The following is a 13,437-nucleotide window of genomic DNA, read 5'->3' on the forward strand; positions in this document are numbered from 1 at the left end:
GATTATTCAAAGAAGCATTCCTTAGTGGAGCACAAATCAACAGCCTAATTTTACACAGCCTTTTATTAAGTAATATGTATAAATATGTAGCTTTGGAATTATGTTTATAATATAATGAATAGTAAAAAAATTGCATGATGCATGGTGTGGAGGAGATTGATATGAGAGATGTAAGGTTAATTAACATATTTGAACATCATATTGCACAAAAATACTTGAATCGATCTGGCATTGCACATGCAATTGCAGTGGCCTATCATGCCTTTCATTTAGCCAAAGAACATCAACTGGATATTGATATTGCGGCAAAGGCAGGGCTTTTACATGATATGGGGCACTACACCTGGTATAAAAATGGGAAATGGGATTATGATTTATATAAACAAAATGACATTCATCCAATTAAGGGGGCGGAGAGAGCACACAAATTATTAATCCGTCTTGGTGAAAATCCAGTAAAGGCAAAAAGCATCGCTTTAGCAATACTGTTTCATACCGACTCATTCTTACCATCAAACGATATTGTTCGTACGCCGCTCCAGCAAATTGTGAAATGGGCGGATGAGAAAGATGAAGAAGAGGGAGGAATGCACCACTATCGAACTATCGATTACGACCGGGCAAAGCAAAGCATTATACGCCTAGATGACTGGATTGATACAGAACTAGCAAAATAACTGAGCTAGATTAAACAAAAAAAGCTGTGCTTTGTGCGGCACAGCTTGAATTAATATTTATTAAACTCTGTGAAATCCTTCCTCTGTTAAAAACTCTTCCGCTTCACCATAGGTATCGAAGCTTTCTTCCAGATTTAATCCAAAGTAAATATTCCACGTATCGTTCTCGTTTATTAAAATAAGATGATTTTTTTCTTCGTTCACCCAACGTTCTTCAACCTGATTCCCAATAATCGCTTCTTCTGCAAGTGATTTTTCAACGGGCAATAAGGATTCGATGGACTCCTGAATTAATTTCTTTAATTCATCTGCAGAAAAGTCACGGATATTTACCATTCCTTTATCATCGGTTTGATAGGTATGTAGGTTTCCTGCATAAACAAAACCGTTTCCATTTGGGTGAAGGTGATAGACCACATTTTTTTTATCAGATGCGCTGTTAGGCAGCTGGAAATTTACACGTTTAAGTGAAACGTCTTTTCGCTCTAGTTCTGGGAATGACTCGATTATGTTTAATTTTTCGTTAAAAGTAAGCATTGATGCCTCCAATATTATCGTAATGTAACTATCATACAGATAGTTTAACTGAAGATACAACAATTTATTAAAAAAATGCTTCAGCGCCTACACGCTGAAGCATTTATTATTGAATCTGTATTTTTAAAATCCGCCGCCAATGAAAGCAGACCCGACAATTATTAAAAGAATAAACAAAACAACAATTAATGCAAATGCATTGTTGTTTCCACCTTTTTGGCCCATCCTTCTCCACCTCCATCGTTATCTACTTCAATTTATGAATTAGCAGGTTAGAAAGCTTGGACGATGTTCATGGTTGTATTATTTTTAAATAAAAAACCATTGAATGGATACTAAAGTCATGTTAACATTATGTAAATAAATAAAAATGATTTTTGGAGGAGCCTGTCACCAAGGGATAACTATGTCCCTTAGCGACAGGCTCTTTTTGTATTTCTAAAAATTGAAAGTAAATATAAATGAAAAGAATCGAGAGGTGGGATGATAGTGAAGAGCTAAAATTGATAACTATAAGTTAGCTGCCAACCAAAAGGGTCGGTATCTCAGAAATAAGGAGGTTTTTGTTTTGTCTTTTCTACACTTGGCGATTGTAGCACCATTAATCCTTTCGATTTTTATTCCATTATTTTACAGAATATTTCGTCAAATACATGCTGGATGGTTTGTGTTGCCTTTACCTATATTATTGTTTGTCTATTTTCTAACTTTCTTACCGGAAACAATGAGTGGTAAATCTTTCATTGAAATGATTAACTGGATTCCGTCTTTAGAAATTAATTTTACAGCAAAAGTCGATGGACTTGGCTTATTATTTTCCCTGCTAATAACAGGAATTGGGGCATTGGTTGTCCTTTATTCCATCTATTATCTAGCAAAGAATAAAGAAAAGCTAAATAACTTTTATGTCTATTTACTGCTCTTCATGGCTGCCATGCTGGGAGTTGTCTTATCGGATAACTTAATTGTGATGTATGCATTTTGGGAGTTAACTAGCTTTTCATCATTTTTATTAATTGGGTACTGGTACGAACGAGATAAATCCCGTTATGGTGCACAAAAATCTATGCTTATTACGGTATTTGGTGGACTTGCTATGCTAGGAGGAATCATCCTTCTTTACATCATGACGGGAACCTTTAGCTTCACAGAAATTATGTCTCAAGCAAATGAAATTTTTAACCACGCATTATTTGTGCCTGCATTACTATGTATTTTACTTGGTGCTTTTACAAAATCTGCACAATTTCCATTCTATATTTGGCTTCCGGATGCTATGGAAGCTCCTACGCCAGTTAGTGCTTACTTACATTCGGCGACAATGGTCAAGGCAGGAATCTATTTGGTAGCACGTTTTACTCCTGTGTTCGGAGAACATTTTCTTTGGTTCTTGCTAGTAACTAGTGTCGGAATACTGACATTGATATGGGGTTCTGTATTTGCGGTTAAACAAACCGACTTAAAGGCGATTTTAGCATTCTCCACCGTCAGCCAATTAGGTCTTATTATGTCATTGCTAGGTGCTGGAGCAGCTGCTCTTCATTATGAGTTTTTGGATGAAAACATCTATACGGTGGCTGTAACTGCGGCTATTTTCCACTTAATCAACCATGCAACCTTTAAAGGAAGTTTGTTCATGGCAGCTGGAATTGTCGATCATGAAACAGGTACAAGGGATATACGTAAATTGGGTGGAATAATGCATTTTATGCCGATCACGTTTACCATATCTATTATTGGAGCATTCTCAATGGCAGGACTTCCTCCCTTTAATGGTTTCTTAAGTAAAGAGATGTTCTTTACAGCAATGGTTCATGTAACCGAAATGGATATATATAACCTCGAAACCTGGGGTATTTTATTCCCAGTGCTTGCTTGGATTGCTAGCGTCTTTACTTTTGTTTATAGCATGATTCTTGTATTTAAGACATTCACTGGTAAACATCAGCCGGAAAAACTTGATAAAAAACCGCATGAAGCTCCAATGGGATTACTGATTTCACCGATAATATTAGTTTCACTTGTGATTATTTTCGGTTTATTCCCAAACCTATTATCAGATAGTCTAATCTCACCTGCTATGGCTTCGATTCTTCCAAGTCTACTTGGAGCGGGGGAAGAATTTAAGGTTCACATTTCCTTTTGGCATGGTCCTACAATTGAACTGTTTATGACACTTGGGATAATTATTTTAGGATTAGTTCTTTATAAAACACATTTTAGATGGAAAAAAATATATAAAGGTATTCCAGAGAAGCTTGCTCTTAATCGATTTTATGATTTCGTATTAGAAGGATTACAATCAGTTTCCTATAAGTTAACAAATACCTATATGAATGGATCGATTAGGTCGTATCTCGTATATATATTTGCATTCTTAATAGTAATTCTTGCAGCCACCCTTTTTGGAAAGAATGCCTTTATGTTTAGTACAAGCAATGTATCCTCGATAGGAGTATACGAAGTCGCCCTAGCCATTCTTGTTGTTTTGGGATCGATTTGTATTCTATTTGCTAAATCAAGAATGACTTCTATCATCTTGCTTGGTGCTGTTGGTTATACTGTTTCTTTATTTTATGTTCTGTTTAGAGCTCCTGATTTAGCTTTAACTCAGCTTGTTATTGAAACAATTTCTGTAGCCTTATTCTTGGTTTGCTTCTATCATTTACCGAAATTAAGGAAGTTTGAGACAAGGATGAGATTTAGACTTATTAATGCTCTCATCTCGGTTGGAGTAGGTGCAATTGTAACCTTAATCGCACTTTCTGCTCATAGCAGTAAGCTATTTGATTCTATATCAAAGTATTACGTGGAGAACACCTATACAGAAGCTGCCGGCAAAAACATGGTAAACGTAATTCTAGTTGATTTTCGCGGCTTTGATACTCTCTTTGAAATCACAGTATTGGCAATTGCTTCATTAGGAATCTTTGGCATGATCAAATTAAGATTGAACAGGAGGAAAGAAGGATGAGGAGAACAAACAATATCATACTTGAAACAGCCATAAAAGTTCTTCTATTCTTTATTGTCCTGTACTCAGTCTATATTTTTACAGCTGGTCATTATTATCCTGGCGGAGGGTTTATCGGAGGGTTAATGACAGCCGGGGCGATTGTTCTCTTATTAATTACCTATGACATCAAAACAGTTGAGGAATTTTTGCCAGTAAACTACCGGATTCTCACGGCGATTGGACTGCTATTTGCCATTGGAACAAGTGCGGGTTCTCTCCTCTTTGATGTTCCTTTTTTAACGCATGCATTTGGAGATGTTCAATTACCGATTCTTGGTGAATTATCACTTCATACAGCAACACTTTTTGATTTAGGAGTTTACTTTGTTGTTGTGGGAGTTACGATGACCATTATTCAAACGATAGGGGAGGATGAATAATGGAAATATTAATGGCCTTTGTAATTGGAATTCTATTTATGACCGCCACCTATTTAATGCTTTCAAAAAGTCTATTACGTATTATTGTTGGTACTGGGCTATTAAGCCATGGTGCTCATCTCCTTATTCTTACCATGGGCGGACTTAAACGAGGAGCTGCACCAATTCTAGGTGGAAATGAGGAGGGCTATACAGATCCACTGCCTCAGGCGTTAATTTTGACTGCCATTGTAATCAGCTTTGGTGTGACAGCATTCTTCTTAGTTTTGGCTTATCGATCCTATCAAGAGCTGGGAACAGATAATGTAGAAGAAATGAGGGGAACCGAGAAAGATGACTAACTTAATTATTCTGCCTATTTTAATCCCCTTATTTACTGGGGTAATATTAATTTTTCTGAATAATAGAATCATGGCTCAGCGAGTTGTTGCCTCGATTTCTTCAATAGGCACAATTATTGCTGCTTGGTTAATTGTACAAAAAGTACGGACTGATGGAATCCAGTCCCTCAATATAAGCAGCTGGGACGCTCCATTTGGGATTACTTTAGTATCTGACATGCTTTCAGCACTTTTAGTACTTACGACAAGTATTATTGCGTTTGTTTGTTTAATTTACTCCTTTAAATCCATCGGAGAAGAACGTGAAAAATATTACTACTATGCTGTTTTTTACTTTTTATTAGTAGGAGTGAACGGGGCGTTTACAACAGGTGATATCTTTAACCTATTTGTATTTTTTGAGGTTATGCTCATGTCTTCCTATGTTTTGCTAGTACTTGGAGGAACAAAGATACAACTAAGAGAATCAATTAAATATTTACTTGTCAATGTCATTTCATCAGCGTTATTTATTATTGCGGTTGCCTACTTGTATTCCGTAGTCGGCACGTTAAATATGGCGCATATTTCTGCTCGAATTAATGAAATTAGTGTAAATGGGATGCCAGGGATATTAACGGTTATTGCTGTCTTGTTTTTAATCGTTTTTGGTTTAAAAGGAGCCATTTTCCCACTCTACTTTTGGATGCCGGGATCCTATTATGCGCCGCCTGCCCCTGTATTAGCTCTTTTCGGTGCTTTATTGACAAAAGTAGGAGTTTATTCAATTACTAGAACGTATACGCTTTTCTTTTATCATGATATGGACACTTTTGGTATTCTTTCCATTTTAGCGATTCTGTCAATTGTGTTCGGTGTTATTGGTGCAATTGCTTACTGGGATATCAAGAACATCATTATTTATAATATCATCGTCGCTGTAGGTGTTATCTTGTATGGGATTTCCGTCTTGAACACTGCTTCCATCACAGGTGCAGTTTACTATTTGATGCACGACATGCTTATAAAAGCTGCCTTATTCCTGTTAGTAGGAGTTGTCATTTCGATTACGGGAACTAGTAATTTAAGAAATATCAGCGGGCTTATTAACCGCTTTCCAGGTCTTGGCTGGACATTCTTTATTGCTGCTTTAGCGTTAGCAGGAATTCCGCCATTGAGTGGTTTTGTTGGAAAGCTCCTTATTGTGCAAGGAGGATTTGAGGGAGAAAGCTTTTTAGGAGCTTTCATCACTTTAATGTCCAGTTTACTCGTTCTTTTTTCTGTTATGAAAATATTTATTAATGGTTTTTGGGGAAAGGACCGCACTTACGTTGGAGAGGAAAAAGCACCTGTAAAACAATTGCTTATTGCTCCTGTTATCTTGGTAGTAACTTCTGCTCTTTACGGAATTGGTTCTGAATTCATATTGCCCTATATTACTCAGGCAGCAGATACCTTAATAGATCCTAATATTTATATTAATGCTGTCATAAAGGAGTGAAAAGTATTGGCATTTCAAATTTTATTGAATGTGGTGTTAGCCTTTTTATGGATGTTTATAAAGGTTTCCTACGATTCCATTAGTTTTATAAAAGGCTATATTTTTGGACTCCTAATTATATTCGTGCTTAGACGTTCCTTTGGCAGCCGGTTTTATATAATTAGATTATGGTCCTTCATAAAGCTGGTCTCTATTTTTATAAAAGAACTAATTTTGTCCAATATAGCCATTGTGAAGGTAGTTCTAAAACCTAAATTAGATATGAGGCCAGCTATTTTTGCAATGGACACAGAACTAACGAAGGATTGGCAAATCACTCTTCTTTCGAGTTTAATTACCTTAACTCCAGGTACATTAGTCATTGATGTTTCAGAGGATAATAAGACCCTTTTTATACATGCGATGAATATTGGTGAAGTAGAAGATGAGATTAACAGTATTAAGAATTCCTTTGAGAAGGCTATTTTGGAGGTGAGCAGGTAATGATTGAATTCATTATTCGATTAGCTTTGTTATTCTGCTCCATTTCAATGCTTGGATTAATTTATCGGGTAATAAAAGGTCCCAGTGTAGCAGACCGAGTGATTGCACTAGATGCAATTGGTGTGAATCTCGTTGCCATTACAGCATTGATATCAATCGTTTTAAGCTCTCATGCTTTTCTCGAAATCATTCTTTTAATTGGTATTCTTGCCTTTATCGGAACAGTGGCGTTTGCTAAGTATTTGGAAAAGGGGGTTATTATCGAACGTGAGCGTAATCATTGATTTTCTCATCGGATTTTTTATCTTAGTCGGTTCCTTGTTTTGCCTCATTGCTACTATTGGAGTGATTAGACTCCCTGATGTATATACGAGAAACCATGCCGCCTCAAAAGCTGCCACATTAGGGGTAATGTCTATTCTATTGGGAACTTTTCTATACTTTTATGCACTTGAAGGTCATTTTAATTCCAGGCTTATCTTAGGCATTATCTTTCTTTTTATGACTTCTCCCATTTCTGGCCATTTAATTAACAGGGCAGCCTATAATTCAGGAGTAAAACTTTGGGATAAAAGTGTAAGAGACGACTTAAAAGAATATAATAAAAAAATAATGAAGAAGTCATCTGTAGATTAATCAGAAAAAAAGTGTTCCAAGGAGTGCTTGGAACACTTTTTAACATTTTATTAAGAATTTATAATCCGAACATATTCCCTAGGCTTAAAGGGCTCAAATAAATTCCATTGGACATTAGACATCTCGGTGTTTAAATTCGCATTCATCGGAGTATTTTCATTATTCATCGGAACTACATTCAAATTATTAATATGTGATTCCATGTTTATAACATCAGATTTACGATGATTTTGCAGCTGTAGCTGTAAGAACCAAGCTGATACAAATAATAGTGAAAAGATAGATAAACTTACTACCATTTTTATTTTCATTTTGTACAAACACCTCCAATTAGGATTAGTTTGTACAAAGATAGGTCATTATAAAAATTCCTAAAGATTTTCCCGTTTTAAGAAGCGGATTTTAGAGTTTTAGGTGTTGATTTGCTTCCAATCGTTTTTAATCCAACAATAAAGCGAATGGTAAAGATAAGGGATGCAGCTATAATAAATATTCCGCAAAGAGCTCCTATTTGGTCGGAAGCCGTCCATTGTGGTAAATGCTCAGCCCATCTGCGCGGTGCACTGATTTTTCCTGCATATAAGAATGAACCTGCTAAGCCGGTAAAGAAAATAAAATAGGTGAAGATTGCAAATTTATCATAGCTATTTTGTTTCTGAGTTCCTCCGGTTTTATTAAAGTAATACATAAATCCGAAAATCATTGCAATGACGCCCATCCCCATATACGTGTGGAAGTGACCTGGAACCCATTTTGTATTATGCATTACATGATTGACAACAATGGTTGAGTCAATAATCGCAGGTACGGCACCGGCAACCCAGCCAAACATCGCCAAAAACATCATGCTTGAAGCAAAATCCCATTTAATTGCAGAGCGGAAGACAATCATTAACGCACCATATGCTGTGACAACCATAACAGGAAGACCGTTTGCATATGAAAAAACTTGGCCTACAATTAACATCCATTTTGGTACCGCAAAATCCATGAGCAAGTGGTGTGTATAAATCATTAAAGTAAACAGTGTAGAACAATTCCAGGCTATCAAAAAGGCCTTATTTGATTTCCAAGGACGTTCCGTATAATTCGATAGAATTTCATAAACAGCGATAACGGCCATATAAATGGTACAGTTTGCAAAAATATGTCCAAAAGCATAAGTTAAATGCTTAGCAAGCATTGGATCAATTGTGATAACTGGATTGATAATATTTAAAATCGAAGCAACTAGAACATATGCACCAGCAAGAATGGCAATAGAATTCGTGATGATGACCATTGTTGTTGCAACTGCAGCAGGAGGAGGCCCATAGCCTTTTTTTCCTCCGAATATATAATCCCAGCCAAGGGTCTTATGCAATCCGCCATATTCTTTTGTTAACCTAGCAGCTAAATAGAAGTACATGACTAAATACCCAATACCTAATGCCAGCATTCCAAATAAGAATAATAGCGCACCTAATTTACCATATAGATTTGCTGAATAAGCTGGCAGCGGGAAAAGGAAGGTCCAGCCGTCTGAAAAATTAAAGCCAAAAATAGCGGTTAGGATCATTACAACCCCAATCAATGACAGAATTAAATTAGCGAAAAATACTTTTGAATTTAGATAGATGTGTTTTGATAGGAAGTACCACATAATGGCACTGCCTCCTAAAGCGGCAATTCCAATCATTCCTGTTCCGTGTATAGTCATAACCTTATAGAAAAACTGTGGTGGTATTTTTACTACATTCCCCTGATTTAATAACATCATGACTCCAAAAATCATCATTAAAACTAGGACAACAGAGGTAACCATTAAGGCTAAAGCAACGCCTTTATTATTAATTGTACGAGCTTTAGTGATCATGGTTATTTTCTCCTTTTGGTTTAACTACTATGTCTTTCATCATCACATGATGGCCAACACTGCAATATTCCAAGCATAAAATTTTATACGTGCCCGGTTTGTCAAACGTAATCGTGAGCGTATTCGTGTATTTCGGCATTGCCTGTGTTTGGGCAATTAATTCTAACTCCGGGTTATAAATACCGAATCCGTGATTAACATCTTTACTTGTTACTCGAAAATGAATCTCTTCTCCAACTGTAAATTCTTCATCGCTGAATTCCCATGCGTACTGAAGTCCAGCTACCTCAACAACCTTTGCATGCTCTTTAGCAGACGCATGTTGGTTATGGTATGGAAGCTTGCTCAGTGACATGGCTGAGGTAAACCCCATTACTGCGAGCAGCCCCAGAAAATAAAATTTACGAATTTTGTAGCCTTTTTCTTGTATCGGTCCATATTCTCTTAATCTTCTTGATTCCCCGTACACAATAGCAAATGCCAAAGCGAGTAGAAAAACGAGAAATAAGGTGACGTACCATGCAATTGATTGGTACATATGTATCCCCCCAGTTAAATTAATTAAACAAGCAGTCCCCCAACCACATGTTTAATTCCAATTAACATTTTAATCTACAAATTGTGAATAAAAAGTGAATTAAATCATACCCTTACTAACAAATCCCTCCTGAGACAAGTTATTTATAGCTATCTTTTTTTTAACCCCCGCAAATGTCCAATAGGGTACGAATACTTTGGTAAATAAACAATGGAGGTTAGATATGAAAACAACTATGATTGATATTGATAAGTTACTAGAATCTACTGCAAATCTAACATCTGAGAAAAGCACAAATAAATTAAAAAAAATTGAAATTGATAAACTATTAGCTCAAACTCAAGATTGGTCCAGATAAATTGATAGGTGACTTTAAAGAAGCTCTCGGAAATTACCGGGAGCTTCTTCTATTTTCTGATAAAAAATTTAAAAAAATGGCATAAGAAATTTGTCGCTTTAAAGCGGAAAAATAATTTTAGGTAATTCTATTGCTTTTAGTGCGAAAAAATACTAGAATAACTTTTATAATATAATAAATTTTTAGAAAATTAGAAAATGGATTTAGGGGGATGAACAATGAAAAAGCGTGTAAAAGTAATAACCTTCGCTTTAGCTGGGATGATGATGCTTGCCGGGTGTGGCAGCAAGGATTCAGCAGGAGGAACGGAAACAGAAGGAGAAAAGGTGTTTAAAGTAGGGATATCCCAATATGCTACACATCCATCATTGGACGCAGCAACTGAGGGATTTAAAAAGGCGTTAGCGGATAAAGGCATTAAAGTTGAGTATGACGAGCAAAATGCCCAAGGTGAAGCGGCAAATGTTCAAACGATCTCTAATAATTTTGTTGGAGATAAAGTTGACCTTATTTTTGCAAATGCAACGCCAAGTGCTACAGGTGCGTTGAATGCAACGAAGGAAATCCCAATTATTTTTACTTCAGTAACTGACCCTGTGGGTGCTGAATTAGTAAAGGCATTCGATCAACCGGGTGAAAATATCACAGGTACAACGGATAACCATCCTGATGGAACGGCAAAAACGATCAACTTTATTACAGATGAAGTTAAAGCAAAAGACATTGGTGTTATCTATAATTCTGGTGAACAAAACTCTATCGTGCAAGTGGAAGAAGTGAAAAAATTAGCTGAAGGTAAAGGTGCTAAGCTTGTAGAAGTGTCTGTCTCTACCTCTGCTGAAGTAAAGCAGGCGGCTGAATCCTTAGTTGGCCGTGTAGACGCTATCTATATTCCAACAGATAATACGGTTGTCTCGGCTCTTGAGTCTGTTATTTCAGTTGCAAACAGCAAAATAATTCCTTTGTTCGTTGGTGAGTTAGATTCAATGAAAAAAGGTGCAGTTGCTGCGAGTGGTTTTGAATATTTCGATATTGGATATCAATCAGGTTTAATGGCTGCTGAAATTTTAAGCGGGAATAAGAAGCCTTCTGAAATTCCAGTAGAATTACCAAGCAGCTTAACGCTTGTTATTAATAAGAAAGCTGCAGAAGCACAGGGGCTTGAAGTGAAAGAGGAATGGAAAGACCTTGGTGAGTTTTACGAGGGTGAATAATATACTTTTGTATTGCTGGGAGTCAGCCGCTAACATGGTTGACTCCTTCATCACTGCATTAGGAATTTATTCGATCAGAACAAAGACTTAAAGAAAGGATGTTCTCAATGTTTATAGCCATATTTGGATCATTTGAAGCAGGTATCATCTACGCGATTATGGCACTGGGCGTCTATCTTTCCTTTCGAATTCTGGATTTTCCGGATTTAACGGTAGATGGGAGTTTTGTTACAGGTGCAGCTTTATCAGCAGTCTTGATTGCTGGCGGGGTTAATCCGTTTTTAGCCACCATTTTAGCACTATTTGCAGGTTTTGCAGCAGGATGTATGACAGGATTGCTGCATACCTTTGGAAAAATTAATAATTTGCTATCAGGGATATTAATGATGATTGCCTTATATTCTATTAATCTTAGAATAATGGGAAGATCTAATATTCCCTTGTTAAATACGGAAACGTCTTTTACACAAATCGGTGGAATTTTTGAAAAAATGGGAGTAGATTCTTTTTTCAACGATTTGCTAACGATGGTTGGTCTTGGAGACAGCCTTCCTGATACATGGGGAATTTTACTTTTTATGATAATCGTAACCTTTGTAATTAAAGGGCTCACTGATTTATTTTTACAGACGGAAATTGGTCTCGCTGTAAGAGCGACTGGTAACAATAAACAAATGATTCGCAGTTTCTCTGCTAATACAAATCTTCTTACAATTCTAGGACTGGGGTTATCTAATGCTCTAGTTGCTTTTTCAGGTGCCTTAATCGCGCAGCAAGGCGGATTTGCGGATGTTGGTATGGGGATTGGGATGATTGTAATTGGATTAGCTTCCGTTATCATCGGTGAAGCCTTGTTTGGTACCAAATCCATTGCAAGGGCAACACTGGCGGTTATCGGAGGAGCCATCATTTACCGGATTGTGGTTACACTCGCATTAAGGGTTGAATTTCTAGACCCGGGTGATATGAAGGTAATCACAGCATTAATTGTCATCATTGCCTTAACAGCACCAAAAATAATTGACAACGCTAAAGAGAAAAAGCGTAAAGCCCGGAGAAGACAAGAAAAGCTGAACGTGTTACAAGCATCGGCTGAGCGAAAGGGTGAAAACCATGCTTGAGTTAAATCAAATTCATAAGATTTTTAATGAGGGTACCCCGGATGAAAAAGTTGCGATTGATCATATTAATCTGACATTAAAACAAGGTGATTTTGTTACCGTTATCGGAAGTAATGGCGCAGGGAAATCGACATTAATGAATATTATTTCAGGGGTATTAGTACCTGATGTTGGTGATATTTATATTGCTGGGAAAAATGTAACTGCGATGTCAGAATACAAAAGGTCGAAAATGATTGGACGGGTATTTCAGGACCCAATGGCAGGTACAGCACCTAGCATGACGATTGAAGAAAATTTAGCCATGGCCTACTCACGAAATAAAACAAGAACCTTCAAAAGGGGAGTTACGAAAAAAAGACGTGATTACTTCCGGGAGGTTCTTGAATCCTTGCACCTTGGCTTAGAAAATCGGTTAAGTGCAAAGGTGGGATTGTTGTCAGGAGGAGAGCGGCAGGCACTATCGCTATTAATGGCAACATTCACCGAACCTTCTATTTTACTGCTTGATGAACATACTGCAGCACTTGATCCATCGCGGGCTGAGTTAATAACCAACCTAACACGTGAAATTGTTGGAAAGTATCAGCTTACCACCTTAATGGTCACCCACAATATGCAGCAAGCGATTGATCTTGGTAATCGCTTAATTATGATGGATAAAGGTCAAATCATATTGGAAGTAGATGCAGAAAACAAGAAAAACTTAACGATTGAAGGATTATTAGAGGAATTTAAAAGAATTCGCGGGGTACAGATGGCCAGCGACCGCGCAGTTTTGTCCTAAACTATTGAGAAACA

17 protein-coding genes are annotated in these 13,437 nt (G+C 36.9%); 12 read left to right on the plus strand and 5 right to left on the minus strand.

What is annotated here, in order from left to right:
* Positions 1–161: 161 nt before the first annotated feature.
* Entirely contained in the window at positions 162–677 is a 516-nt protein-coding gene (locus CHI06_RS16185; protein ID WP_095249665.1) for an HD domain-containing protein, read from the plus strand.
* A 60-nt stretch (positions 678–737) separates the two neighbouring features.
* Here CHI06_RS16185 and CHI06_RS16190 read toward each other — a convergent pair whose 3' ends face one another.
* Both CHI06_RS16190 and CHI06_RS16195 read right to left on the minus strand, forming a co-directional pair.
* On the minus strand, positions 738–1,214 hold the full coding sequence (locus tag CHI06_RS16190; RefSeq protein ID WP_095249666.1) for a hypothetical protein: 477 nt from the start codon (positions 1,212–1,214) through the stop codon (positions 738–740).
* A gap of 123 nt (positions 1,215–1,337) precedes the next feature.
* Entirely contained in the window at positions 1,338–1,439 is a 102-nt protein-coding gene (locus tag CHI06_RS16195) for a YjcZ family sporulation protein (RefSeq protein WP_095249667.1), read from the minus strand.
* A gap of 343 nt (positions 1,440–1,782) precedes the next feature.
* Between CHI06_RS16195 and CHI06_RS16200 the strand changes: the two genes are divergently transcribed.
* From CHI06_RS16200 to mnhG, 7 genes are read left to right on the plus strand one after another with little or no spacing between them, the layout of a single operon-like run.
* Entirely contained in the window at positions 1,783–4,188 is a 2,406-nt protein-coding gene (locus CHI06_RS16200; RefSeq protein WP_095249668.1) for a Na+/H+ antiporter subunit A, read from the plus strand.
* Positions 4,185–4,610: a Na(+)/H(+) antiporter subunit B gene (locus CHI06_RS16205; RefSeq protein ID WP_095249669.1), complete on the plus strand. Its 426-nt coding sequence runs from the start codon at positions 4,185–4,187 to the stop codon at positions 4,608–4,610. The genes CHI06_RS16200 and CHI06_RS16205 overlap by 4 nt, the downstream gene beginning before the upstream one ends.
* Positions 4,610–4,951, plus strand: a complete 342-nt coding sequence (locus CHI06_RS16210; RefSeq protein WP_095249670.1) for a Na(+)/H(+) antiporter subunit C — start codon at positions 4,610–4,612, stop codon at positions 4,949–4,951. Before CHI06_RS16205 ends, CHI06_RS16210 begins: the two co-directional genes overlap by 1 nt.
* Complete coding sequence (locus CHI06_RS16215; protein WP_095249671.1) at positions 4,944–6,431, plus strand: Na+/H+ antiporter subunit D; 1,488 nt, start codon at positions 4,944–4,946, stop codon at positions 6,429–6,431. Before CHI06_RS16210 ends, CHI06_RS16215 begins: the two co-directional genes overlap by 8 nt.
* A gap of 6 nt (positions 6,432–6,437) precedes the next feature.
* On the plus strand, positions 6,438–6,914 hold the full coding sequence (locus CHI06_RS16220) for a Na+/H+ antiporter subunit E (protein ID WP_095249672.1): 477 nt from the start codon (positions 6,438–6,440) through the stop codon (positions 6,912–6,914).
* Positions 6,914–7,198 carry a Na(+)/H(+) antiporter subunit F1 gene (locus tag CHI06_RS16225; protein ID WP_095249673.1) on the plus strand — a complete coding sequence of 95 codons (285 nt, stop codon included), beginning with the start codon at positions 6,914–6,916 and terminating at the stop codon, positions 7,196–7,198. The genes CHI06_RS16220 and CHI06_RS16225 overlap by 1 nt, the downstream gene beginning before the upstream one ends.
* Positions 7,182–7,550 carry a monovalent cation/H(+) antiporter subunit G gene (mnhG, locus tag CHI06_RS16230; protein ID WP_095249674.1) on the plus strand — a complete coding sequence of 123 codons (369 nt, stop codon included), beginning with the start codon at positions 7,182–7,184 and terminating at the stop codon, positions 7,548–7,550. Before CHI06_RS16225 ends, mnhG begins: the two co-directional genes overlap by 17 nt.
* Positions 7,551–7,600: 50 nt before the next feature.
* Here mnhG and CHI06_RS16235 read toward each other — a convergent pair whose 3' ends face one another.
* The 3 genes from CHI06_RS16235 to CHI06_RS16245 form a co-directional block, all read right to left on the minus strand.
* Positions 7,601–7,861 carry a hypothetical protein gene (locus CHI06_RS16235; protein WP_095249675.1) on the minus strand — a complete coding sequence of 87 codons (261 nt, stop codon included), beginning with the start codon at positions 7,859–7,861 and terminating at the stop codon, positions 7,601–7,603.
* 77 nt (positions 7,862–7,938) lie between these two features.
* Positions 7,939–9,405 (minus strand): cbb3-type cytochrome c oxidase subunit I, encoded by a 1,467-nt coding sequence (locus CHI06_RS16240; protein WP_095249676.1) that lies wholly within the window; start codon positions 9,403–9,405, stop codon positions 7,939–7,941.
* Positions 9,395–9,943, minus strand: a complete 549-nt coding sequence (locus CHI06_RS16245) for a cytochrome c oxidase subunit II (protein WP_095249677.1) — start codon at positions 9,941–9,943, stop codon at positions 9,395–9,397. Before CHI06_RS16245 ends, CHI06_RS16240 begins: the two co-directional genes overlap by 11 nt.
* A 223-nt stretch (positions 9,944–10,166) precedes the next feature.
* Between CHI06_RS16245 and CHI06_RS30555 the strand changes: the two genes are divergently transcribed.
* The 4 genes from CHI06_RS30555 to CHI06_RS16260 all read left to right on the plus strand — a co-directional run bounded on the left by CHI06_RS30555 (position 10,167) and on the right by CHI06_RS16260 (position 13,423).
* On the plus strand, positions 10,167–10,301 hold the full coding sequence (locus CHI06_RS30555; RefSeq protein ID WP_257009332.1) for a hypothetical protein: 135 nt from the start codon (positions 10,167–10,169) through the stop codon (positions 10,299–10,301).
* A gap of 218 nt (positions 10,302–10,519) precedes the next feature.
* The gene (locus CHI06_RS16250; protein ID WP_095249678.1) at positions 10,520–11,515 is read left to right on the plus strand and encodes an ABC transporter substrate-binding protein; all 996 of its coding nucleotides are present in this window, start codon (positions 10,520–10,522) and stop codon (positions 11,513–11,515) included.
* Positions 11,516–11,622: 107 nt separating this feature from the next.
* Positions 11,623–12,636 carry an ABC transporter permease gene (locus tag CHI06_RS16255; protein ID WP_095249679.1) on the plus strand — a complete coding sequence of 338 codons (1,014 nt, stop codon included), beginning with the start codon at positions 11,623–11,625 and terminating at the stop codon, positions 12,634–12,636.
* Positions 12,629–13,423 carry an ABC transporter ATP-binding protein gene (locus CHI06_RS16260; RefSeq protein ID WP_095249680.1) on the plus strand — a complete coding sequence of 265 codons (795 nt, stop codon included), beginning with the start codon at positions 12,629–12,631 and terminating at the stop codon, positions 13,421–13,423. The genes CHI06_RS16255 and CHI06_RS16260 overlap by 8 nt, the downstream gene beginning before the upstream one ends.
* Positions 13,424–13,437 lie beyond the last annotated feature (14 nt).

Origin of the sequence: Bacillus sp. 7884-1, assembly GCF_002272245.1 — a bacterium.
Lineage (GTDB): Bacteria > Bacillota > Bacilli > Bacillales > Cytobacillaceae > Neobacillus.

Bases quoted from the DNA above. Each gene is read 5' to 3' on its own strand.
- CHI06_RS16255 (WP_095249679.1), top strand. From the start codon at position 11,623: ATGTTTATAGCCATATTTGGATCATTTGAAGCAGGTATCATCTACGCG.
- CHI06_RS16225 (WP_095249673.1), top strand. From the start codon at position 6,914: ATGATTGAATTCATTATTCGATTAGCTTTGTTATTCTGCTCCATTTCA.
- CHI06_RS16260 (WP_095249680.1), top strand. From the start codon at position 12,629: ATGCTTGAGTTAAATCAAATTCATAAGATTTTTAATGAGGGTACCCCG.
- CHI06_RS16205 (WP_095249669.1), top strand. From the start codon at position 4,185: ATGAGGAGAACAAACAATATCATACTTGAAACAGCCATAAAAGTTCTT.
- CHI06_RS16245 (WP_095249677.1), bottom strand. From the start codon at position 9,943: ATGTACCAATCAATTGCATGGTACGTCACCTTATTTCTCGTTTTTCTA.
- CHI06_RS16215 (WP_095249671.1), top strand. From the start codon at position 4,944: ATGACTAACTTAATTATTCTGCCTATTTTAATCCCCTTATTTACTGGG.
- CHI06_RS16240 (WP_095249676.1), bottom strand. From the start codon at position 9,405: ATGATCACTAAAGCTCGTACAATTAATAATAAAGGCGTTGCTTTAGCC.
- CHI06_RS16190 (WP_095249666.1), bottom strand. From the start codon at position 1,214: ATGCTTACTTTTAACGAAAAATTAAACATAATCGAGTCATTCCCAGAA.
- CHI06_RS16235 (WP_095249675.1), bottom strand. From the start codon at position 7,861: ATGAAAATAAAAATGGTAGTAAGTTTATCTATCTTTTCACTATTATTT.
- CHI06_RS16185 (WP_095249665.1), top strand. From the start codon at position 162: ATGAGAGATGTAAGGTTAATTAACATATTTGAACATCATATTGCACAA.
- CHI06_RS16210 (WP_095249670.1), top strand. From the start codon at position 4,610: ATGGAAATATTAATGGCCTTTGTAATTGGAATTCTATTTATGACCGCC.
- CHI06_RS16195 (WP_095249667.1), bottom strand. From the start codon at position 1,439: ATGGGCCAAAAAGGTGGAAACAACAATGCATTTGCATTAATTGTTGTT.
- CHI06_RS16250 (WP_095249678.1), top strand. From the start codon at position 10,520: ATGAAAAAGCGTGTAAAAGTAATAACCTTCGCTTTAGCTGGGATGATG.
- CHI06_RS30555 (WP_257009332.1), top strand. From the start codon at position 10,167: ATGAAAACAACTATGATTGATATTGATAAGTTACTAGAATCTACTGCA.